20 protein-coding genes and 1 pseudogene are annotated in these 23534 nt (G+C 43.0%); 2 read left to right on the forward strand and 19 right to left on the reverse strand.

Features of this window, described 5'->3' with window-relative positions:
* Positions 1-11: 11 nt before the first annotated feature.
* The 18 genes and pseudogenes from N0M92_RS10080 to N0M92_RS10165 all read right to left on the reverse strand — a co-directional run bounded on the left by N0M92_RS10080 (position 12) and on the right by N0M92_RS10165 (position 22044).
* Entirely contained in the window at positions 12-860 is an 849-nt protein-coding gene (locus tag N0M92_RS10080) for a VOC family protein (protein ID WP_260285578.1), read from the reverse strand.
* A 4-nt stretch (positions 861-864) separates the two neighbouring features.
* On the reverse strand, positions 865-1269 hold the full coding sequence (locus N0M92_RS10085) for a DoxX family protein (protein WP_192206218.1): 405 nt from the start codon (positions 1267-1269) through the stop codon (positions 865-867).
* A gap of 136 nt (positions 1270-1405) precedes the next feature.
* Positions 1406-2224 carry a nicotianamine synthase family protein gene (locus N0M92_RS10090; RefSeq protein ID WP_260285579.1) on the reverse strand — a complete coding sequence of 273 codons (819 nt, stop codon included), beginning with the start codon at positions 2222-2224 and terminating at the stop codon, positions 1406-1408.
* The gene (locus N0M92_RS10095; protein WP_260285580.1) at positions 2202-3539 is read right to left on the reverse strand and encodes an MATE family efflux transporter; all 1338 of its coding nucleotides are present in this window, start codon (positions 3537-3539) and stop codon (positions 2202-2204) included. Before N0M92_RS10095 ends, N0M92_RS10090 begins: the two co-directional genes overlap by 23 nt.
* A 77-nt stretch (positions 3540-3616) precedes the next feature.
* Positions 3617-4381, reverse strand: coding sequence for an ABC transporter ATP-binding protein (locus N0M92_RS10100; RefSeq protein ID WP_260285581.1), 765 nt, complete (start codon positions 4379-4381; stop codon positions 3617-3619).
* Positions 4378-5175: an ABC transporter ATP-binding protein gene (locus N0M92_RS10105; RefSeq protein WP_260285582.1), complete on the reverse strand. Its 798-nt coding sequence runs from the start codon at positions 5173-5175 to the stop codon at positions 4378-4380. The genes N0M92_RS10100 and N0M92_RS10105 overlap by 4 nt, the downstream gene beginning before the upstream one ends.
* Positions 5172-6011, reverse strand: coding sequence for a nickel transporter permease (nikC, locus tag N0M92_RS10110; protein ID WP_397443830.1), 840 nt, complete (start codon positions 6009-6011; stop codon positions 5172-5174). The genes N0M92_RS10105 and nikC overlap by 4 nt, the downstream gene beginning before the upstream one ends.
* Complete coding sequence (gene nikB / locus N0M92_RS10115) at positions 6002-6955, reverse strand: nickel ABC transporter permease (RefSeq protein WP_260285583.1); 954 nt, start codon at positions 6953-6955, stop codon at positions 6002-6004. The genes nikC and nikB overlap by 10 nt, the downstream gene beginning before the upstream one ends.
* Complete coding sequence (gene nikA, locus N0M92_RS10120) at positions 6956-8485, reverse strand: nickel ABC transporter substrate-binding protein (protein WP_260285584.1); 1530 nt, start codon at positions 8483-8485, stop codon at positions 6956-6958. It lies immediately after the preceding gene.
* Positions 8486-9370: 885 nt separating this feature from the next.
* A complete protein-coding gene (locus N0M92_RS10125; RefSeq protein WP_260285585.1) occupies positions 9371-10513 on the reverse strand; it encodes a mannitol-1-phosphate 5-dehydrogenase in 1143 nt (380 codons plus the stop codon).
* A gap of 5 nt (positions 10514-10518) precedes the next feature.
* Positions 10519-12609: a BglG family transcription antiterminator gene (locus tag N0M92_RS10130; protein ID WP_260285586.1), complete on the reverse strand. Its 2091-nt coding sequence runs from the start codon at positions 12607-12609 to the stop codon at positions 10519-10521.
* 86 nt (positions 12610-12695) lie between these two features.
* Positions 12696-14639 (reverse strand): PTS mannitol transporter subunit IICBA, encoded by a 1944-nt coding sequence (locus N0M92_RS10135; RefSeq protein WP_260285587.1) that lies wholly within the window; start codon positions 14637-14639, stop codon positions 12696-12698.
* A 203-nt stretch (positions 14640-14842) separates the two neighbouring features.
* Positions 14843-16135, reverse strand: a complete 1293-nt coding sequence (locus N0M92_RS10140; protein ID WP_260285588.1) for a CitMHS family transporter — start codon at positions 16133-16135, stop codon at positions 14843-14845.
* Positions 16136-16376: 241 nt separating this feature from the next.
* Positions 16377-16721, reverse strand: a pseudogene (locus tag N0M92_RS10145) (AraC family transcriptional regulator); the annotation flags it as partial.
* A 124-nt stretch (positions 16722-16845) separates the two neighbouring features.
* Positions 16846-17532 carry a response regulator gene (locus N0M92_RS10150; RefSeq protein ID WP_260285589.1) on the reverse strand — a complete coding sequence of 229 codons (687 nt, stop codon included), beginning with the start codon at positions 17530-17532 and terminating at the stop codon, positions 16846-16848.
* Between the two features lie 11 nt (positions 17533-17543).
* The gene (locus tag N0M92_RS10155) at positions 17544-19121 is read right to left on the reverse strand and encodes an ATP-binding protein (RefSeq protein WP_260285590.1); all 1578 of its coding nucleotides are present in this window, start codon (positions 19119-19121) and stop codon (positions 17544-17546) included.
* 497 nt (positions 19122-19618) lie between these two features.
* Entirely contained in the window at positions 19619-20047 is a 429-nt protein-coding gene (locus N0M92_RS10160; RefSeq protein WP_397443831.1) for a collagen-like triple helix repeat-containing protein, read from the reverse strand.
* A 1088-nt stretch (positions 20048-21135) separates the two neighbouring features.
* Positions 21136-22044 carry a DNA-3-methyladenine glycosylase family protein gene (locus N0M92_RS10165; RefSeq protein ID WP_260285592.1) on the reverse strand — a complete coding sequence of 303 codons (909 nt, stop codon included), beginning with the start codon at positions 22042-22044 and terminating at the stop codon, positions 21136-21138.
* 168 nt (positions 22045-22212) lie between these two features.
* On the opposite strand from N0M92_RS10165, the gene N0M92_RS10170 reads away from it, so the two are divergent.
* Together N0M92_RS10170 and N0M92_RS10175 are read left to right on the forward strand one after the other, a co-directional pair.
* The gene (locus N0M92_RS10170; protein WP_260285593.1) at positions 22213-22809 is read left to right on the forward strand and encodes a bifunctional transcriptional activator/DNA repair enzyme AdaA; all 597 of its coding nucleotides are present in this window, start codon (positions 22213-22215) and stop codon (positions 22807-22809) included.
* A complete protein-coding gene (locus tag N0M92_RS10175) occupies positions 22799-23323 on the forward strand; it encodes a methylated-DNA--[protein]-cysteine S-methyltransferase (RefSeq protein ID WP_260285594.1) in 525 nt (174 codons plus the stop codon). Before N0M92_RS10170 ends, N0M92_RS10175 begins: the two co-directional genes overlap by 11 nt.
* 69 nt (positions 23324-23392) lie before the next feature.
* Here N0M92_RS10175 and N0M92_RS10180 read toward each other — a convergent pair.
* Positions 23393-23534, reverse strand: a 142-nt coding sequence (locus tag N0M92_RS10180) for an IS3 family transposase (RefSeq protein WP_260285602.1), incomplete at its 5' end; no start/stop codon positions are given.

Genomic DNA, 23534 nt, shown 5'->3' on the forward strand with positions numbered 1-23534 from the left:
CTGCTTTTAAATTAGACGACTAAATGAATCTCATTGCCAGATGGATCTGTTACAGCGAAAAATCCTTCTTTTTCCGTTACGGCAGCCCCGATTCCTTGCAGTTGCTCCGTTACTTTGTTTCTCGCATCTTCATCAGCAAAAACAAGAGTATACCAGTTCAGTCCCACACTATTTTCCTTTGGAGCAGGAGCGCCCACGCCATTCCAAGTGTTCAGCCCGATATGATGATGATATCCGCCGGTTGAAGTAAAGAGCGCTCCTCCATATCGATTCACAACGGTAAACCCAAGACCCTGCATGTAAAACTCCTCCGTTTTACGTAAATCCGCTACATGCAGATGTATATGCCCCATTAAAGTACCTGCTGGGAGTTTGCTCCACTCACCATCGCTTTCTTCCAGAAGGTCATTCCCATCCAACGGATCCGTACCCATTGCGACTTCCCCACCGGCCCATCTCCAATCAGTGGATGGCCGGTCAGTGTATACTTCAATGCCATTGCCATCCGGATCGGTAATGTACAGCGCTTCACTCACTTCATGATCCGCCGCTCCAAATGGATATTTCGTTTGAAGTAAATGGCGTAAAAAAATCGATAAGTCGGCACGGCTTGGCAGCAAAAGGGCAAAGTGATATAAGCCCGTAGTCCGCCCTTCTTTCGGAATCACATCCGCAGGCTGCTCAAGTGTCAGCAACGGGGTTTTTCCGTCTGTCGTTAAAACAGCCAGCCGGTCGTTTTTCTTCAATACTTGAAGACCGATGATTTCTTGATAAAACAAAATGGCCTTATTCAAATCCAAAACGTTTATACTGACTTCGCCAACAAAAGTAATTGGTTTTTGATGAAAATTTTTATCCATATTATCACTTCCCTTTTTTATTGAAAATCACATGATCCAAAGAAAGAACCGTACGGTTTGCACACACTAGATAGACAGACATGGCCAGCAGCGCCAAGTCCAGTTCATAGCCCGCCGCTTGCCCGTTGCCAAGAAAGCCGGCAGGTAATTTTGCCGTGAAGATCGCCCCCGCCATAATGACCGCAAATAGGACGGAAACGATTCGTGTTCCCAAACCCAGTATAACCGCAATGCCACCGATCAATTCGATTATTGCAACGATGTATGCCATGAAGCCAGGAATGCCAAGACTATCGAAAAATCCAGCCGTATTCCCTATGCCCCCTTGAAACTTTGAAACGCCGTGAATGAAAAAAGTAAGACCTAAAATCACCCTTAAAAAAACTTGACCTGCATCATTTTTATTCATGTATGAATTCTCCTTTAGTTAGTTACTTTATGTAAGTTATTATATTTTAATAAGTTTATAATGTCAAGTAAGTTTATAGGAATATCTTTTTCCCAAAAGAAAACGAATTGCCGTAGCAACTCGTTCCATGGTGTCACTATTTAAATGTGTAATAAATGGTTGAATTGATGATGAAAGAATCCGCGATCGTTCTTCCGACTTCCTCACATGCCACTTTACTGAACTTTGTCGCATCAACGGGCTCATATAATAATCGATGAATGCCGTCAACCGACCTTATTGCGACGGTTGCGCGAGGGTTCGTCCGAAATATCCGTTCCAGTATTTCTTCTTTATTGGGAACCAGGCTGGCAATCCATACAAGATCGAACTCCCTGTAATCATGAAGGGCGCCATCATTCAGGATATAGTCTGAATTCCCTTCGACATCCAGTTCGTGGACAATGCGCCTGCCAAGTGAATGGGCTTGTTCATCTATATCGAGACATGTCATTTTCGCACCCAACTCCCGTTGAAGCAGCAATGGACTTAGTGGCAGAGGACCCGTCCCTACAAATGCGAATGATTGAATATCATTTTTCACCTTTTTCAATTCACTGATCTCCGTTTGAATCAGTTCTTTGTAGTTATCCCAATAAATGAAAGAACGGAAGTCATCCAAGGTGTTCACACTGCCAACAAATATTTCTGCATAATGATTCTCCATCAATGATTCAGCAATCGTCAGCTTTTCAAGCATGGTACCCCGAATCGATCGGATTTCATCATGGTTGAGAATTTCTTCTGCCACATGCTGATCCAACGGTTTCGAAATCATCGAAACCAGTTCGGTTAAAACGCGATTGATGATTTCGTTATTTGGTGATAAATCATCTTCTTTTAGTAAAATTTTATAAGTATCCAGATATGTATGAATGATTTTTTCCTGATTTCTAGACCATTTGATCGTTTTCAAGGCGCACACTCCTATTAGGAAATAATTTTTTGCTTAACCGTGGTATATACAAAGCCAAAAATACCGAGCGTCCTAGGCTGAATACAGTAAAGGCCAGCCATAATGCATGGTTTTGATATGCCGGCACAAAAATATAAAGTGTTATCAAGAAGGCAATCAAGGAATAGATCATCGAGTTACGAATAGGGGCAGCTTCTGTTGCCCCAGTAAAAACCCCGTAGAAAACGATGCCTACACTAGCAGATAGCGGGAATAAAATAAGCCAGATCCCATAAATGTTTGCCAGCTCAATGACACTTGGCATCCGTGTGAAAAGCGATAGGATGATATCACCGCATAAATAGTAACTGACGGCAATCATCAGGGAGAACAGAACACCCCACTGCAACGAAAGGATCAGAGTCTTCTTATATAAGTGCTTATCTTCCGCACCAATCGCTTTTCCCACAAGAATGCTTGAAGCATTTGCGAGCCCGTCAAAGAAGTAAGCCATCAGATAGCTAATTTGGATGAGTACGGCATTCGCCGCCAATATCTCCGTTCCATATGAGGCACCCTTTGCCGTGAAAATATTAAAAACGGCCAACAGGCAAAGCGTCCTGATGAATAAATCCCGATTCACCGACATCATTTTCTTAATTGATGACGAATCGAACATCTCTTTCAAAGGTGGCATTTCCATTCGATGTGGCGACGCTTTCACAATAATGATCAGTCCAATGAAGAAGGCCGTCACTTCCGAAAAAAGAGTCGCTATCGCTACCCCTTGCACACCCCATGCGAATCCATGAACAAATAGCAAATCCAGGGCAATGTTCATCAGGTTCATGAGCACCTGTAAAACTAGCGAAACCTTGATCTTGGACATCCCCATCAGCCATCCCAATATGACGTAATTCATCAAAGTGAATGGGATCCCCCATATTCGAATGTTGAAGTATTCAGCCGCATATCTTCGGACGTCAGCATCGGGATTCATCAGTGTTAAGGAAACATGTTCAATTGGCCCCTGAAGCAGGATAAAACCTACCCCTGCAACAATCGCCAGTATAAACGGCCTTAAAAAGGCTAAAATGCCTTGCTTCCCATCGTTTGCCCCAAGTGCTTGTGCAGCGAATCCCGAAGTGCTCACCCGCAAAAAACCAAACAGCCAATACAAGGTATTGAAAATGACCGTACCTATAGCTACGCCGCCCAAATAAACGGGGTTTGGTAACTGACCCACAACAGCGGTGTCCACAGCACCGATCAATGGCGTCGTTATCGTCGATATGGTCAGAGGCATGGCCAAGGCCAAATATGATCGATGGTTCACCTTACTTCCTCCTTAAGAGTCAAACTTCACTTTAATCGAAACCATTACGATTTAAACCCCGAATAAACTCAACCTCATTATTCAAACATCGAAATCAGTTCTTTTGTGTATGAATGGCGATCGCTGCAAAAAAGCTGTTCGTTTTCAAAAGAATCCACAATAGCACCCCCTTTCATCACCATGATCCGTTGGCTCATCTCCTGTACAGCCGAAAGATCATGAGAAATGAAAAGGTAGGAAATGTCCAAAGTCTCCTGCAGCTCCCTTAACAATTTCAGCACTGCTGCTTGTGACAGAACGTCCAGGCTTGAAGTCGGTTCATCCAATATAATGAGGGCCGGTTCAATGCTGATTGCGCGTGCAATGGTCACCCGCTGCTTTTGTCCGCCGCTTAGCTCATGCGGATAACGTTCAGCAAGACTCTTTGGGAGCTCCACAGTTTCCAGCAGCTGTCCGATATAGTTCGCTTCACTTATATACGTAAAATGTTTCATATTGACCTGGCTGCCAAATTGAAGATATGGATCCATCAGTGAATCTTTTATCCTTAGTTTTGGGTTCAAGGCCGATGCAGGATTTTGCAAAACGGCTTGGATGTACTTGCGATACGGTTTTAAACTGCGTTCGCTTTTGTTTTGCAGCGCGGTTCCTTCAAATAAGATGCTGCCCTGGTCAAAGGATTCTATCTGAAGGATGAGCCTTGCCAGTGTGCTTTTTCCGCAGCCGCTCTCGCCCACTAACCCGAGGCATTCCTTCCTTTCGATGCTGAAATTCACGTTCCTTAGTATATCCACTCCGTTATCATAGCTTTTATGGACATTTCGCACTTCTAATAACGTCATCCTGACACTCCTTTAAGTTCAAATGGAATTCTGCACAATGATGGCGATGATTGAATCAGTTTATTCGTATATGCATGCTGCGGATGATTCAATACCTGATTTTTATCACCGGTCTCAATGATGGCCCCGTCTTTCATGACCGCAATGCGATCCGCATACTTCTTGACATGACGTAAATCATGGGTGATGAACAAGACCGCACATCCGGTTTCTTTTTGGAGCCTCGATAACAGCTGTAAGACCTTAAAGGAAGATACACTGTCCAAGGCTGTGGTCGGTTCATCCGCTATCAAAATATCCGGTTCAAGCAGCAGAGCTAACGAAATGGATACACGCTGAAGCTGCCCACCGCTTAATTGAAAAGGGTATCTGCCGTAGATATCTTCATTCAAGCCCACCGATATGAGCGCCTTTACCGCTTGCTGCCTCCTTGCCTTTTTGGAAAGGTTCAAATGTGTTCGCTGATATTCGTCGAAATGTTGGCCGATAGTAAGGAACGGTGTAAATGAACCCTGGTAATCTTGAAAAATATAGGCCAGGCGCTTTCCGCGAATCTTCCTGATTTCAGAGGAAGATAGCGTTAAAAGATTTTTTTCCCCGTACCATATTTCCCCCTTCGCTTGGAGATTGGGTGCAAGCAGCTGACATATGGCCATGGCCGTCATGCTTTTGCCGCTCCCGCTTTGTCCGACAAGTGCGGACCACTCACCTTCCTGCACATCTAACGAAAGATCCTTGACGATATGACGTTGCTTTCCCATGATATTTAGCTGCTTCAAGCATAAAATGCTCATGATTCCACCTCCTTTTTCACATCGAATGCATCGCGTAAATAATCACCAAGTATGTTGGATAGAAGGACGACAAATACGATGGCGAGCCCCGGGTAAATCATCAGCAACATATTGGACTGAAAGTATGGACGGGCATCATTCAGCATGGCTCCCCATTCTGGTGCCGGCGGCTGCGCCCCGAGCCCGATATACGATAAAGAAGTTATGAGCAAAATGATTTTTCCTAAATCAAGGCTAGCCAATACAAGCACGTTCCCGATAAGGTGCGGAAATAAATGCTTCCGCATAATCCCAAATGAACGTAATCCATTGATTGTAGCAGCTGTGACATAATCCTTCCGGCGTTCGGTGATCACCGTACTTCGCACAAGCCGGGCATAATTCACCCATTTCACTAGAACGATCGCCAACAGGAGATTTTCGATTCCTGGTCCTAATAAGCCACTAAGGACAATGGCAACGATCGTATCAGGGAATGCAAGAAATGTATCTGCAATGCGCATGAAGATCCGATCGATCAGACCTCCTTTAAAACCGGCAATCACCCCGAACGGGACGCCGATGATAACAGCGGCAAAAAGAGATAAGAGACCGTAGCCAACCGTCAGTTGTGCGCCAAACAGAAGACGTGTCAATACATCACGCCCTAGATGATCCGTCCCTAGCGGATGTTCCATGCTCGCCGGCCATAGCCTTTCTCCCAGATTGACCAGTGCCGGATCATGTTTCAGAACAAGAAAAGTGTATGCCGCAACGGCAAGGACTGTAGCCATCACCGTAAAAAGGACGTTCATTCTCCAGCGCCTTTTGGATTTTTTTTTGATAACTAACTCCATTTTCCATGCTTCCTTTCCTTCAGCCTTAGCTCCGGATTTAAATAGCGATAAGATAAATCCACGGCACTATTAACCATGAATACAATGATGGCCATGACCAACAAGTACCCTTGAATGACTGGATAATCCCGTGACCGAATCGAGTCCACGACCATCTTACCTATGCCTGGATAGGCAAAAATCACTTCGATCACCACTACACCGCCGATCAGGCTGCCGAGGCTGACACCGAATACGGTAATGACCGGGGGCAAGCTATAACGAAATGCATGTGCAAAGAATATCCGCATTTCTGAAATCCCCCTTGATCGGGCTGCCCTGATGAAATCATGACTGAGGGAATCTATCAAACTCGAACGCAACAAACGGACGTACACACTTGTGATGGCAAGCCCCAACGTGACTGACGGCAGAATCAAAGAACGAAATCCGTCCCTGCCCATTGTTGGAAGGGCCCCCCACCGTACCGCAAATAAATCCATCAAGAGCAGCCCCAACCAAAAGCTAGGAATGGCTGCGCCCAACAAAGAAACGGCGCGGCTAATCTGATCAATCCAGCTTCCCCTGTACAAGGCAGCAAGCGAACCTAATGGAATGGCTATACCAAACATCACAAGCAATGCGCCGACCGCCAGCTCAAGTGTTGCAGGCAGACCGCTCATGATCATCTCCATCACAGGCTGATTCGTCAGATAGGAATTACCGAAATCCAATTGGATAAAATCCGCAAACCAATCGCCATACTGCACTAACAGCGGATCATTGAACCCCAATTCTTCGCGAAGCTCATTGACTTGCTCGTTTGTGATCGACACATCATCCACTTGAAGTATCGAGAGGACCGGGTCCCCTGGAGCAAGCCGAACAAAAAGGAAAGAGATGAATGTAATCACAAGGACAAAAATCACGACCTCAATGAATCGACGGACTAAGATGCGGAACATTCACTTCACATCCAGTTCATTTGTCAGCATGTAGTATTCGCTTCTCGATGTGATCCAGTTTTTAACTCTATCGGCATCATAAGCAACAAGTGTATTCGGATGTAAAATGAAAGAATTATACACATGTCCATCCACATACATCGCAATATCCTCAGCTAAATCCGAACGCTTATCCTGCTCGACCGTTACATTCAGCTTATCAATCAAGGACGTCAGGTGATCATCATCGGTCCCACTGAAGTTCAAGGCTCCCTTTGGATGATAAGTAGCATTTAAATAATAGCCAGCATCCCCGCGTGGAGCCGTTAAATTGCTGTAGGTCGTTAAATCCCAATCGCGATTGGCCGCCATATACTCTTCAGGGATTTCTATTTGCTTGATTTTCACATCAATCCCCAACTGGCCCGCATCCGATTGAAAAACCTGGGCAATTAACGGCAGGTCGGCACGTGAACTGTATGTAAGAAGTGTAAACGTTAACGGTTTACCGTCTTTTTGCATGACACCATCCACTTTTTTATATCCCGCCTGATCAAGGAACCCTTTAGCAGCTTCCATTCCCCTCTCTTTTTTCGGATAGTCCGGAGCAAAAGAGAAAGTGGACGGAAAAGGTCCTGTTGCCACTTCTGCATGACCATGTAAAATCGTATCAGCAATGGAAGAACGGTCGATCAAGGCATCTATCGCCTTTCGGACTTGTATGTCCTGCAGTGCTTCACGTTCCAAATTCATCGTCATTTGATGTACGCGGAAAGTGGATGTCGATTCAACCTTCACACCATCTATCGCCTCCAAATTTTCGAGGCTTTCCACTTCCGGACGGAAAACAATATCGGCATCTCCCGATTCAAGGGCGAGGGACCGTGCATTGGCATCTTCATTAAACGAAAACCTGGCTCTCTCAAGCTTTGCGGCTCCATCCCAGTAAGACTCATACCGTATTAAATCAACAGCCGTACCAGGCATGAATTTCGAAACGGCAAATGGCCCTGTTCCTATCGGTTTGTTTATATAGTCACTTTCCTTCACGTCAATAATCGATGTATTAGGATGGACCAATTCAGAAGGAAACTCAGGAAAGGGAACCTCCGTCTTGATGGACAGCGCATTCCCGTCCGCTTCAATCGATTCAATCCGCAAAGCATTCTTGATCGCCGGACTATCCTTCATCGCCCTCTCCAAGGAAGCCTTCACCGCTTTGCCATCCATTTTCTTTCCATTCTGAAAAGTCACACCCTCCCTTAACTCAAAATTCCATAACTGACCATCCTTGCTATCCCAGCTTTTCGCCAGCCAAGGTTCGATGGTCAAATCCTCATCATTGAGATGCACCAATGTCTCAGTGATTCCAGCCCTTAGTGACACATAACTAGTATCAACATTCGGATCAAGCGAGCCAGTAGCAAAATTAAAAAGCAAGTTCACTTCCTTCCCCCCTCGCACTTCATCTTTCGCAGACTCTGTGGAACAAGCAGCCAAAAGAAAGAATGATAAACATACTATAAGAATCGATTTACTTTTTCTGAACACGATAGAATTCCTCCATTACCTCAACTATTTTCACCGGCTACCAAAAATCGTATTGATTACGATTTAGATTGCAAATTTGCTTTACTATCATGACAAATCAGGCAATGCATTGCTGAATGCTTATCCGAAATCAAAACTATGTAATGCCTCTGATTAAACTTAATTCACGAGTATTTGCTCCAAACTCACGAGTAAATGACCCAAACTCACGAGTAAATGACCCAAACTCACGAGTAAATGACCCAAACTCACGAGTAATGCCCTAAACTCGTGAGTAACATCTCTAAATCTCGTGCAATAGCCGCAAAATCTTGTGTAAAATCAACCTACTCGTGTTTGAACGCCAATTCACGAGTATTTACTCTAAACTCACGAGTAATGCTCTAAACCCGTGAGTAACCTCTAAATCTCGTGCAATTGCCGCAAAATCTTGTGTAAAATCAACCTACTCGTGTTTGAACGCCAATTCACGAGTATTTGTGCCAAATTCACGAGTATTTGCTCCAAACTCACGAGTAAATGACCCAAACTCACGAGTAAATGACCCAAACTCACGAGTAATCACTCCAGTAACTGCGCCAATTTCACGAGTAATGCCCTAAACCCGTGAGTAACATCTCTAAATCTCGTGCAATAGCACCCAAAATTGCCGCTAACTCTTGATTTACTGCACCAATCCACATTTTGTAAAACCTAATCTCATTAAAAAGCTCCTTTCAAACAAATCAAAATGATTACGATTTATATTTTAAACTGCCTTTCATTATAAAACGTAATGATTACTGTTTACAAGGTTTTTTTTGAGTTTTAATGTTCAGCGGATATATAATCCGCTTTTTGATTAAGAAAAACTCCTGAAAAAATTTTTCAGGAGTTTTTCGGCTTTTATTTCAGGTTGTTGTAGTGGTTGATAACTTCTTTGGTTATTTCGCTATTTTCGTCCAATCCGCTAACTTCTTTAAGTGAGGTAGCTATACCGTGTTCTTTGATCATCGCTTGCAGTTTAAGGGCTTCTTCATCTTCGTTAAAATCAAAGAGTAAAGCGGCGGCTATCGCTTTCGCCAGATTAGTATAGGAAAGTCCGGCTTTTTTAGCTTCTACGGCAGGGCGGACGAGGCGGTCGTTTGGTCCGAGCTTGCGCAGCGGTGAACGGCCGACTCTATTCACCGAGTCATTCAGGTAGGAGTTTTTAAATCGATTAATGATTTTTTCGATATACTGCTGATGCTCATCTGCATCCAAACCGTATTGCTTTATTAAATAGGCGCCCGTTTCCCCTAGGGTATTCTTGACTTGCTCTACAATGCCTGCGTCCTCCAATGATTGGTCAATCGTCGATTTTTTATTTTTGAGATAACCGAGGTAAGCTATGACGGCATGTCCAGTATTAACGGTGAACAGTTTTCTCTCAATGAACGGGGCGAGTTCTTTTACAATGGTCATCCCTTCAACGGCAGGAATGCTTTCATTCGTTTCAACGACCCATTCATAATAAGGTTCCACCAAAACATCGAGTGATCCTTCGTTATTTTGGATAGGAACGATGCGATCGACTGCTGAGTTAAAGAAGTATACTTTTCCGGCTAGTTTTTCTTTTGTATCTCGATCCAAGTTTTCTAGAATGTAGCCTTCTAAAAGGTCTGTTGCCGATATTTGGTTTTCACAAGCGATCACATATAGTTTTTCATCGGTTTCCTTCACCCTTGAGGCTAATCCTTTTGCAATTAAAGGAGCGATATGAGGCAAAATATTAGGACCGATAGCAGTGGTGAGGTAGGTTGCTTCGGAAATTGCTTTAATGATTTCCTCTTCCTGCTTTAAGCTGTTTAAACCCGAAACATTTTCTACGGTTACGGATTCTTGTTGATCAGTAGCCAGTTTGACTTGATATTGCTTTTTATCATTTAATTGATCGATGATTTGATCGGCTATGTCCACAAAAGTCACATGATATCCAGACTGTGAAAAGAGTGCGCCGATAAATCCTCTTCCAATGTTTCCTGCACCGAAATGTACTGCTTGTTTCATTACAATCATCCCTTTATCAAGTTAGTATATAAATAGTCCAAAAATATGGCTTCCAGCCTTCTGTTAATCATTTCCTCGTCCGAAGATGAAAATATCATCATGGATTCATTGCTTTCAATTAAGCTTGAGCTTATTAAGCTGACGATTTCCTGCTGCTTCACACTCAATTCCTCAGGTGCCAGCATCAGCAGTAAATTTTTCATATGGACGTCATTTCCGTCCATACCTTTGACCAGATGATATTCCTCCAGGTGGGCCACTTGGAATATCAGTTTTTTCACACTCTTGTGTCTCGTATGGAAAAGGCCCATTCCAGTGCCAGGAATGCCTAAACCACCTTTTTTTTCCCGTTCGTTCAAGGATCCGACCACATCATCTGCACCGATTAGCAGTGATTCATTTTCAGCCATCCTGACCATTTCTTCGATGATTTCTGGATGTCCTTTCAGATGCGGCAGCCGATAAAACCGGAAATTATCCATGATCGACTCGATGCTCTGCTGGGCATCTTTCAATTCCTGCAGCACTTCTTTCAATTCGCCATCCTCTTTTTTGGCCAGGGTTTCCTTAGGGGCTGAATGACTGCCATAACGCTTATTCTTCGTGAAGTTTTCAATATTCTTCCTTAAATAATTCCTGATGTTCAATATATTCTCTTCACTCAAAAGAGGGGATACAAGAATATAATCACTATCGATATACGGAAGCCGGACGGTAGAAATGATCACATCATAGTTTTTCAGGCTGCCCTGCTGCTGGATGTCTTTGATCGTCTTGATTTCTACCGTCTCGATTTCGATGATTTCTTTTTTGATCCGGCTTGCAAGCATTTTTGACGTGCCGATACCTGTCGGGCAAACGATGAGTGCCCTTATTGATATTTCTTCCTCCCGCAGCACTAATGCAGATCCGAAATGCAGGACGATGAAGGCTATTTCATCTTCAGGAAATTCTTTTATTTCTTTGAATCCCTTTTCCAGACTGGTTTTTACTGCCAAAAAGAGAACCGGATACTTTCTTTTAATATCTTCGGTTAAGGGGTTGTACAATCCCATTTCCTGTTTGATCCGGAAAAGCGATGGTTCCATATGGGCAAGGAGCCCTTGATACAAGGGGAAATCCTTGGTCAAATCGATTTGCAATTGTGCCGAAACATCTTTTATCAGGCTTCTTATCAGTTGGCCAAGCAACACACTGTCATATGGAACGGCATCCGCTGCATGAAGCTTGGAACCTTTCAGGATGGCAGCCAGGTAGCTTATATCATCGATGGTAAAAGAGACTTCCAGCAGGGCGCTTAGTTCCTTGCCTATTTTATTCATGAGATTATTCTCATCGGAAAGTTCGCTTATTTTCTTGAAGTCCTTCTCCAAAAAAAATTGGCTTTCATTCCTTTGCAGGGTTACATAAATATGTACAATTAACCCTATATACCCGCTATCCGCCAAACGGGAATGGACACTGTTAAACGTGGAAAACAACACCCCGTCGATAGCCAGAAGATATTCGGGATCGAAATAGTCGAGGATTTTCGCCTCTGGGAATTTCCCTTCTTGCAACAAAAATAAACTTTCAATCAGCTCTTCATTAAAAAAGTGCAGGAAATAGGCGGCCTGGGCTTTCCGTTTATTTTCTTCAGTGCCGGCAAGCTCTATTCCGACTCCCCTTTTTCTCGTAATCACGATATTAAAGTTCTTTAACCATTCAGTCAGTTCGTCCAAATAGGTTGTAAGAGTCGTTATGCTTATACCGAGATCCCCCGCAAGAACTTGAGTTTTATAAGATTCTTCCTGCAGTAAAGCTAAAAGGAGATGCAACTTTCTTTCTTGAGGCGTTTGATCGATTGGATGATTGCCCATCAGGTGCTGTACAAGCCGAAAGACTTGTTCATTCTTCCCGTCGATGGTCAGTCCCTCATGTGTATTACGTGTTAAATGCAACTCAAATGATTGCAGGATTTTTTCTATGGACTTCAGATCACGTTGAACAGTCCGGACACTAACATTCAATTGTGTCGCAATGGATAAGGCTGTATGTTTTCCAGAAGTTTTTATGATTAATTCTATGATTGATTTTTCCCTTGAAGTAATATACATGCTACCAACTCATTTCTGGTGGAGTAACACGAGAAAATACTGAATAGAAAAGCGTCAAACGCTTTTCTATTCTAGGTTAAGTGTATTTAATTATTTCCGACATTTATAATATCCATCAATTCCCTGGCTGATGTGGCTTTAACCATCTTTTCGATATTCTCCATCTCGGAGCAGGTAACTGCAATGCCGGATAGAATTTCAAGATGTGTCCCGTCCTTGCCGGCGATGCCGAATATCAATCGCGCCTTTTGGCCGTCAAAGTCGACACCATCAGGAATTTGCAGAACGGTAAATCCGGATTTAAGGACATCTTTCTTAGCTTCTTCGGTTCCGTGCGGAATGGCTACATCATTCCCCATATAGGTTGAAGTCAATTCATCACGGGCAATCATTGCTTCAATATAGCTTTCCTTAACGTAACCTGCATTGACTAAAGCTCTTCCTGCAAAGCGAATCGCTTCTTCCTTATTGGCGAATTGTTGATTAAGGAAGACGTTTTCTTCGCGAAGCAATTCATTATCATCCTGCTCATCATCGTTGATGCCAGGCTCAATTGAATGTTCACGAACACCGGGAACCTTCTCTTCAGCATCTTCGACGATTTCATGCAGCTCATCGGTGCCATCGTCTTGAAGCCGTGCAAGCAATGAATCGTATTCAGGGCTCGATAGGAAATTATCTACCGATACATGATAAGCATTCGGCACTTTATTCTGTGCCCTTGGAGTTAACTCTTCCTGTGTTATGACGATTTGTGCATCAGCAGGAATGTTCGAGATCGCCGTATTGGTCACGGTGATATTCAAACCGGCTTCCTTCACCTTCTTGCGAAGCAGCGAAGCTCCCATCGCACTTGACCCCATCCCAGCATCGCAGGCAAATATTATTTTGCTGACGCCTGATGGCATCGTTCCCGGATCTGAAGCGAATACATCGGCAACAGAGCTTTTCTTGCCTTTCATTTCTTGCATTTTTTTCGCTGCATCTTCAATATTCTCTTCAGATTGCTTTCCTGTTTTCAGGATGAATGCACCGACGATGAATGATACAAGGGCCGCTACGATCACGCCTGCAAAGTTAGCAATATATGCACCTGCATTATGCGGAGTTACTGCTGTAATGGCAAGTATGCTGCCTGGAGAAGCAGGAGCGAACAACCCTCCGCCCAGTAGAACCAATGTGAATACTCCACTCATGCCTCCAAGAATGACGGCTAAGAATAACATCGGCTTCATTAGGATATAAGGGAAATATATTTCATGGATCCCGCCGAAGAAATGAATGATGGCCGCTCCTGGAGCCGATTTCTTCGCCGTTCCTTTTCCAAAAAAGCAATAAGCAAGCAAAACGCCGATACCCGGTCCAGGATTCGATTCCAAAAGGAACAGGATGGAAGCCCCTGTTTGTTTAACTTGCTCTACACCGATTGGTGATAGTACACCATGATTGATGGCATTGTTCAAGAACAATACCTTGGCAGGCTCGATCAGGATACTTGTCAACGGCAGTAAACCTGTACCGACAAGCCAATCGACTCCAGCTACAAGCCAGCCTGTAAATACGTCTACAGCAGGCCCGATGGCCAAGAAGGATAGAATGGACAATAAGCCGCCAATTATCCCCGCTGAGAAATTATTAACAAGCATTTCAAAACCGGCTTTTATTTTCCCTTCAATCAATTGATCGAATTTCTTGATGACATAACCGCCGAACGGTCCCATTATCATGGCGCCAAGGAACATCGGGATATCAGATCCCACGATGACACCCATTGTCGCAATGGCACCGACTACGCCGCCACGGTGGTCATGGATTAACTTACCACCTGTATACCCAATTAAAAGCGGCAGTAAAAACGTAACCATCGGCGTAACCATTTTGGCAAGGCTTTCATTTGGCAGGAAACCAGATGGGATGAATAAGGCAGTGATTAGCCCCCATGCAATGAAAGCTGATATATTCGGCATGACCATTGAACTTAGAAAGTTACCGAACTTTTGAACTGCAACTTTTATATTAAAGTGAGCCATTTTACTCTCTCCCCTTCATAATTAATATAGTTTCCTTTAATTTTAAGGTACGTACCTTCCTCATTCAATAAAAGTAAAAGCTAACTTTGTCGCGAAAGAGAAGACAAACATAATGTATCTCACTTTTTCTAGATTTATTCAGCGCTTGATGCAGACAGAAAAGAGTCCCGTTCGCATCTTGACGAACGGGACTCTTTAAATCTTTATAGTGGGATGATTCCCAATAGGACACATACCACTATCATGACAAGCGTCGATCCGCATGCCCATTTCAGGAAGGTACGCTGCAATGCACCGAAATCTTCGCCTACCATTCCAACCAATAGATAGGTAGATGGAACAAGCGGGCTTAATAGATGGACGGGCAGCCCTAATAGTGAAGCTCTGCCGATCAAGGCAGGGTCAATTCCATAAGCAGCTCCCGCTTTAGCAAGCAATGGGAGCACACCATAATAAAATGCATCATTAGACATGAAGAACGTAAAGGGTGCTGAGATGACGGCTGTAATGACAGCAAAATGTGTGCCCATTTGATCTGGAATATGCTGAATCAAAGAGTTTGCCATGGCATCGACCATTTCCGTTCCGGCAAGGATTCCAGTGAAGACACCTGCTGCAAAAATCATCGAAATGACAGATAAAGCATTGTCTGCATAGTTTGCCACACGCTCTTTTTGATCACTGAGTTTCGGATAATTGACCGTAATGGCAATCGCGAAACCTATCATGAACAGAACCGCTGAAGGCATAAGTTCCATGATCAGCGCCACCAGCAATGTAAGAGTCAATGCGTAATTGAATATTATCAATTTAGGACGCTTAAGATAAGCATCTTCCGTTGCAGCCGCTTGCTGTGCCATAACATGATAATCTACTTCTATGATCCCGATTCTTTTTCTTTCTTTTTTACCCAGGCAATATGCCATGAAAAGGACGAATAGGACTCCGCCGATCATCGCTGGGATGACAGGAGTGAAAACATCGGACATTTCAAGTTTTAAAGCGGTCATCACCCGTGCTGTAGGGCCTCCCCAAGGAAGAAGGTTCATGACTCCGGATGACGAAACGGCAATACCAGCCAATACAAGCGGCCTCATGCCAATCCGTTTATATAGCGGAAGCATGGCTGAAATCGTTATCATATATGTGGTTGTACCATCTCCATCCAAGGAAATCAGCAAAGCCAGGACGGCCGTGCCGATGGCGATTTTCACTGGATCTCCTTTTACAACCTTAAGTATCGTATTGATGATCGGATCAAAAACGCCAGCATCGATCAAAATGCCAAAGAAAAGGATCGCAAATAAAATCATGATTCCCGTTGGCGCAACACTTTTGATCCCTTCCAGCGCCATCTCACCCATTTTACCGCCAAACCCGCCAATAAGTGCAAAGGCACTTGGCACTGCAATCAAAGCTATCATGGCAGAAAGTCGCCTTGTCATAATTAAAATCATAAACGCTGCTATCATCAAGTATCCTAATAAAGCGAGCATATCAATCACTCCTTATCTTCTAATAAGGTAAATTGTATATGAAACCGCTTCATTTGTAAGCGTTCTCAATTTATTGTGTTTTAAAACTATTTTGTTAATTGTGTTCATTGTGTTCACGGAAGCGATTTTTCGAGGCTGAACCGGCGCCACTCATGGGCTGAATGGCGGGTTCCTTAAGCGGATGATTGCAATTATTAAGAAAACTTTGATAATATTTTTGCAAAGGCATGCTGCTGCGCATTCATTCTTCAAAAGATAGATTTGCCGGTCCATCCAAAGGTCACAGCCGTAATCTATATTGGTCGTAGGTGTATCTTTACTGACTTCCTCGAATTCCAGTTCATCGATCCATACCTTTCCGCGCCCTGATAGAAGGACCCCGAATGAAATGATGGCACTGTTGTCGGGTACATCTAAGACAATATAATAATGGTTCCATTCCGTATCGTTAACGATGGGCCGGTTCCCCCATATTTTCGAATTGCAAAACATCATGAAGGGCATTATCCACCCTCATCCATAAACCACAAAATCCATCAACATCTTTTGATTTTATAAAACCCGACAGTTTCATTCTTTTACTGATGATGGACTGTATCTCATTTCCGAACCTTCTTAAGAATAAGATAACAGATTAAAACATCGTTTTTTTTTTGAAATCGCATAAAAAAAACACCTCCAATCTTGAAGGTGTTTCACACTTCATTCTATTAAATTTTATAATATCTTCGCTCAGGTCTTCCCACTACCCCGTATACGACTTCCGCTTTACATTTCTTTACGGATATCAAATATTCCAGATAGCGTCTCGCGGTTGTCCTGGAAGCGCCGATCTGTCCGCTCACTTGCTCAGCCGACAAACCGATATCGCTTGCTTTGAGTACCTCGATGACTTTCGCCAAAGTGATTTCGTCGACCCCTTTCGGTAAGACCGGCCCATCGCTCGTTTCCGAAACCGCAGATCCCTTATTCAAAATGAGATCAACAAAATCCTGATCTATCTCTTGTTTGGACTTCATCAGATGGACCTTCTTCAGATACTCTTCGATAACTTGGTTGAAACGCTTCATTTCCACTGGTTTAATTAAATAATTCTCAACACCATAGTGAAGCGCCTTTTCTAGTTGGTCTTTATCCGTTGCCGCGGTAATCATGATGATATCCACATTCGGGAACTTTTTCCGTATGTCCGGAAGAAGGTCTGTACCAAGTTGATCCGGCATATAAACATCAAGCAAAAGCAGATCCGGGCTTTTTTGCTCCAAGATCCGCAGCGTTTTTTTTGCGTTGACAGCTTTTCCGACCACTTCTATTTCATCAAAGTTTTTTAAGAATTTTTCATGGATATCCGCTACACGAAAATCATCTTCCGCGATGACTGCTCTTATCTTCAGCATTCTTTCCCTCCTCACTGTTCTTTAGGAAGATACACGGTGAATATGGTGTTTCCATCCTCGCTGTGAACTTCGATGATGCCGCCCAGCTCTTTGACGACATGATCAGCATTCGCAAGTCCATACCCGCTTGGACTTCCGTTGTTTTTCGAAGTGAAACCCCGATCGAAAATATGGGCGACGGCATCCTCAGGTATTCCTTTTCCGTTATCACTCACTTCAAATACCATATCATTTCCGATATCTGTGGCGAAAAATTTCACGAGCGGCTCTTCCATGCTTGAAACCGCTTCAAGTGCATTATCGATAATGTTGCCCAGAATCAATGTTAGTTGTGACAATTTTATATGATCCGGCAGTTTCTCTAGGTAACTTTGGGCATCTATTTCAAAGATGATCTTCTTCTCCGATGCCTTCCCTATCTTTCCAAGTAAAAGGGCTTGTACCTTTGTATCCTTGATCTGTTCGAACACGACACGGTTCAAGGAATGCAATTCGGATGTTTCGCTTTGAATCATATCTATCGCTTCATCATATTCGCCTAATTGTATCAAACCTGAAAGGACGTATAGTTTATTGGTGAACTCATGGGTCTGTGCCCTCAAATCCTCTGAATGCATCTTCACTTCCGATAATGTGTTGACCATTTCCTCAATTTCCGTTCGATCACGGAACGAAGCGACAACACCGCTTACCCCTTCACTATCGAAGATTGGTGTACAATTGACGATAACGGATTTGTCTTTCCATGAAATCTCCTTATCCACCTGCGGTTCACCGGACTTCAGCACTTCGAATAAATATTTCGAAGGGAATAGGCCATCCACATTCAAATGGCGAACGGACTCTTTAATATCGAGCAATTTTTTTGCCGGCTGATTCATCGAAGTTATCAACCCATTTTGGTCAATGGCCAGAATCCCTTCTTTCACTGATTGAAGCACTGCATTTTTTTCTTTATATAAATTGGCGATCTCAAATGGTTCCAGCCCCAATGTATCTTTACGTATGCTCCTTGCCAGCATATAACTGCCAATGATCGATATCATGATGGCCACTAAAGATACAATCATCTCTTTGGACAAATCCTTGAATATTTGGGCGCGGACATCGTCCACTAAAAAACCGACGGAGACGATTCCAATTATTTTTCCATTCGCATCGAATACCGGTGACTTCCCCCGAATGGAAAGACCGAGCGACCCTGCCGCTTCGGAGACATAATATTCGCCTTCCTGAATGGCTCTGGCATTATCCCCGCCTTCCATCCGCTTCCCAATTTCGGAAGCCAGCGGATGGGAATAGCGAATGCCCTCTTTATTCCCGACAACGATGAACTCAGCTCCCGTTTCCCTGCGGATCTTTTCGACAATCGGCTGGATTGTGCCTGCGGGATCATCCGTTTCAAAGGCCTCTGTAACCGTAGGCATGAAACTAATCGTCTTTGAAAGTTCCAAAGCCAATTGACCTTTATCCTTCGCTATTTGCCTTCCTTCCATATAGGAAAAAGAAGTCGTCAATAAGAGGATCAAAAACAGGCTCAACGATAAGACTAACCCAAGAATCTTGGTTTCTAGCGATACTTTCCTCATATTCAGCAGCATCCTCTATTTTCATTTTCATTCACTAATTTTATAGAAGCATAATGATTTTACCATTTCTATTAAATATTGAACATTGTTGGCCGTTTATTTCACCACATTCAAAATGTTTCAAATGACTTAATGCTCATCATCACCCTTTTGCTTATTAATGATTTTTTTCCAGTCCGTTTACTATCTCATATCGTTTCATCCGAGGTACTTCTTGGGGTTATGATCGGTTTATTCTCAGTGTCCTATTTAAGAAAGATGGTCACGCCGATCATGATGCGAAGATCAAGGAGCAGTTGTTTTACACCCTGTATCTCCTTTCCCTAGTTGGAGTGTTGACCGCTTTAGGAGGACAATCAACGATAGGCATTTCCTTTAATGATGTCTTTCTTTGGATAGCGCCGCTTCTTTCTTGCTACCATATCTTTTCTTACTGGAAGAAAGCAAAACAGCCTGAAACCTAAAATGCTCAAAGGAAACATCTCCTTTGAGCATTTTCAAAAACAGGTAAAAGAATTGATTTGTCTTGTATCAATGCCAAAAATCGTCCAGAACCTGCCATTCCACCTGAAGCCTGCAACAGATCGCGGACCGACAAAAACGGGATAATACCAGAAACTCGCACCATTATTTAGCCATATAAAAGTATTCCTAAACAGACAAAACGAAATGGCACCTGGATCTACGGCAAATGTTGAAGCCGATTGCTGTTGAGGGATAAACGCTGGCGGGGGAGCTGTTGGTGCTTGCGAACCCGACGGTGGCCCTGGAAATTGAGGCGCACCGGGAAAACCGGGTTGGCCTGGAAAGCCTGGCTGCCCTGGAAAGCCTGGTGATCCAGGGATGCCTGGAAAGCCGGAAAGACCGGGAAACTGCCGTTCAAGAAAAACTTGATCTTCATAATGATACGTCGGGTACATATACATGGTCATTCACCTCTATATGATGGAATGGAATAATGTATGTTATATGGACTAAAGATGTTTGGGCTGGATATGCAGTTTATCTCCGAATTTAGAGATATATCGACGCATTCTATAGTTTTATCTCCGGATTTAGAGATATATCGACGTATTCTATAGTTTTAACTCCGAATTTGGAGATATATCGACGCATTCTATAGTTTTATCTCCGGATTTAGAGATATATCGACGCATTCTATAGTTTTATCTCCGGATTTAGAGATATATCGACGTAATCTACTGTTTTATCTCCGAATTCAGGGATATATCGACGTAATCTACTGTTTTATCTCCGGATTTGGAGATATATCGACGCATTCTATAGTTTTATTTCCGAATTTATAGATATATCGACGTATTCTATAGTTTTATCTCCGAATTTAGAGATATATCGACGTAATCTACTGTTTTATCTCCGAATTTAGACATATATCCACGAATTCTATAGTTTTATCTCCGAATTTGGAGATATATCCACGAATTCTATAGTTTTATCTCCGAATTTGGCGATATATCGACGTAATCTACTGTTTTATCTCCGAATTTAGAGATATATCTACGCATTCTATAGTTTTAACTCCGAATTTGGAGATATATCGACGTAATCTACTGTTTTATCTCCGAATTCAGGGATATATCGACGCATTCTACTGTTTTATCTCCGAATTTGGCGATATATCGACGCATTCTATAGTTTTATCTCCGAATTTAGAGATATATCGACGCATTCTATAGTTTTATCTCCGAATTTGGAGATATATCGACGTAATCTATAGTTTTATCTCCGAATTTGGCGATATATCGACGCATTCTATAGTTTTATCTCCGAATTAGAAATATATCGACGCAATCTACTGTTTTATCTCCGAATTTGGCGATATATCGACGCAATCTACTGTTTTATCTCCGAATTTGGCGATATATCGACGCATTCTATAGTTTTATCTCCGAATTTGGCGATATATCGACGTAATCTACTGTTTTATCTCCGAATTTGACGATATATCGACGCATTCTACTGTTTTATCTCCGAATTTGAAATATACACGAAGTCAATATAGCAATCTCCATAAATAGAAGGTCGCATAGGATTCCCAATCGGCCCACGCTTCCGATAGTTTCAGGATTTCCGCTTTCGTTGGTTTTGCTTCCGTTTCCATGACCAGTTTCATGGAATTATGCAGCCCGACGTCATCGATGGGAAAGGCTGCTGGAAAACGCAAACAGCGCATCAAGACATAGTTCGCTGTCCACGGACCGATTCCCCGTATTTTGGTCAGCACTTTTTCGGCCTCTTTTACATCCTTTGCATTCAACAGCTTTTCTTTAGTAAGTTCCCCTTTTGCAATCAGTTGAGCAACGCCTATTAAATATTCGCACTTCTTCACCGTCATCCTCAAATCGGCAAAATCTTCGACCGTCAATTTCGCGATCACATCAGGCTTTGGAAATAGCCAATATTGCCTTCCTTCGAATTCAACAAAATCACCAAATCCCTCCACAAGCCTCCGTTTCAAGGTATAGGCATAGGTCAAGTTAATCTGCTGTCCAAGTATTCCCCAAGCAATCGCTTCGAATAAATCCGGGATGCCCATATTTCTCAAACCGAAGAATTGGCTTACCGGCTTGTGCAATAAAGGGTCATTTTGGGCCATCTCATAAAAAGGCAGCAGGTTTGTCTCAAGATCGAACCAATGGCGAACGTATTGGGAAACAGCATCCTTTACCTGATTATCCATCGGTGCAGTTCGTCCTGGAAACCGAACGGTCAGCTCTGTTTCATCCATCGCACTGATTTCCACTAAGAGTGTCTCGTTCTCGATAACAAGTGCTCGATAAATTTTTTGATCAACAATGTCGAACAGACATTCATTGGCCGATCTTGATAAGTATGTAAGATTTTCCGAAAAGCTAAACTCCTTTGGTGCATGAATCCTCAATTCGGTCATGCCTTCATCCATTGATATGTCCTCCTTTGTCCCATTCTCTTTATACTAATGAAAAATGGATTCGTTATCTTGCGCTTTCATTTAACCCCCTTATTTTAACATTACGTTATCTTGCTTTTATATTATCAATATGTTTGTATATCAACCCTTTCTTGTATACTAAAAGCAGAGGTGAATGTGTTGAATCCAAAAAAGGCAGGTTTCCCGAATGAATATTGGAAAGCTATTATAGATTGTGATGCAGCATATGATGATCATTTTTTATACGGAGTAATTACGACGGGCATCTTTTGCAGGCCCTCCTGTAAATCCAGGGTGCCGAATCGGGAAAACGTGAAGATTTTCAAAAATGCCATGATGGCTTTGGAAGAAGATTTCCGGCCTTGTAAACGATGTAAGCCGGAAGGATTGAATTTGCCGATAGAAGAATGGGTTGAACAAATAGCCGAATGGATCGACACCCATTACAGTGAACCCCTCACATTGAACAAATTGGCGGATATTTCCCACGGGAGCCCCTATCATTTACAACGATCATTCAAGCGTGTGAAGGGAATCTCGCCCACTGAATACATTCAACGGCTACGCCTTGAAAAAGCAACGTGGCTGCTGGAAAAGTCCGAACAGCCAATAACTGAAGTAGGCCTGGCTGTCGGGTTCTCTAGTACACCCTATTTCATGACGCTATTCAAAAGGAAAATGGGGATTACCCCTTCAGGCTATCGGAAAGCTTATCTCAAAACTCAAGTTTTGGAGCGTGAAGAAAATGAAGAATGATAAGGAACAAACCATCGATTGGGCGATATTGCATTATGATAGATGGCAGTTATATGTGGCCAAAACGGAAAAAGGGCTTTGCTATGTAGGCTCTCCTGGTCAAACATATGAAGAACTGAAGTCTTGGCTACAAAAACGCTTTCCAAATGCGAGACTTATTGAAAATGAAAAAGCATTAACACCCTATCTAAAAGAACTCCAAGAATATTTCGGAGGGACCAGGCAGACCTTCTCACTTCCGACAGATGTAAAAGGCACGCCCTTTCAACAAGAAATTTGGGCAGCGCTGAATCAAATACCTTACGGAAAAACCTGTTCCTATTCCGATATTGCCCAAATCATCCAAAGACCTGCAGCTGTTCGGGCGGTCGGTACGGCCATTGGTGCCAATCCTGTTCTGATCACGGTGCCCTGTCATCGGGTTATCGGAAAAAACGGGAACATTACCGGTTACCGTGGAGGTACGGAGATGAAACAATATCTACTTCATTTGGAAGCGGAAATGAAGGTATGAGCACAATCTGAGCGAAAAAAAAAGCATCCGACCATGAAGTGAACCCAAAAAGTTAGACACTTTATTTAGTTAGGCAACCTTGAAGGCATGAACCCGGTAATCAACCGGGCTCATGCCTTTTAATTTCACCTTAATTCGTTGGTGATTGTAATAATAAATATAATCTTCTAGTTCTTGTTTGAAATGCTTCATGCTGTCGAACGTTTGTAAA

The sequence above is a fragment of the Peribacillus aracenensis genome (assembly GCF_025175645.1).
In the GTDB taxonomy this organism is placed as follows: domain Bacteria; phylum Bacillota; class Bacilli; order Bacillales; family DSM-1321; genus Peribacillus; species Peribacillus aracenensis.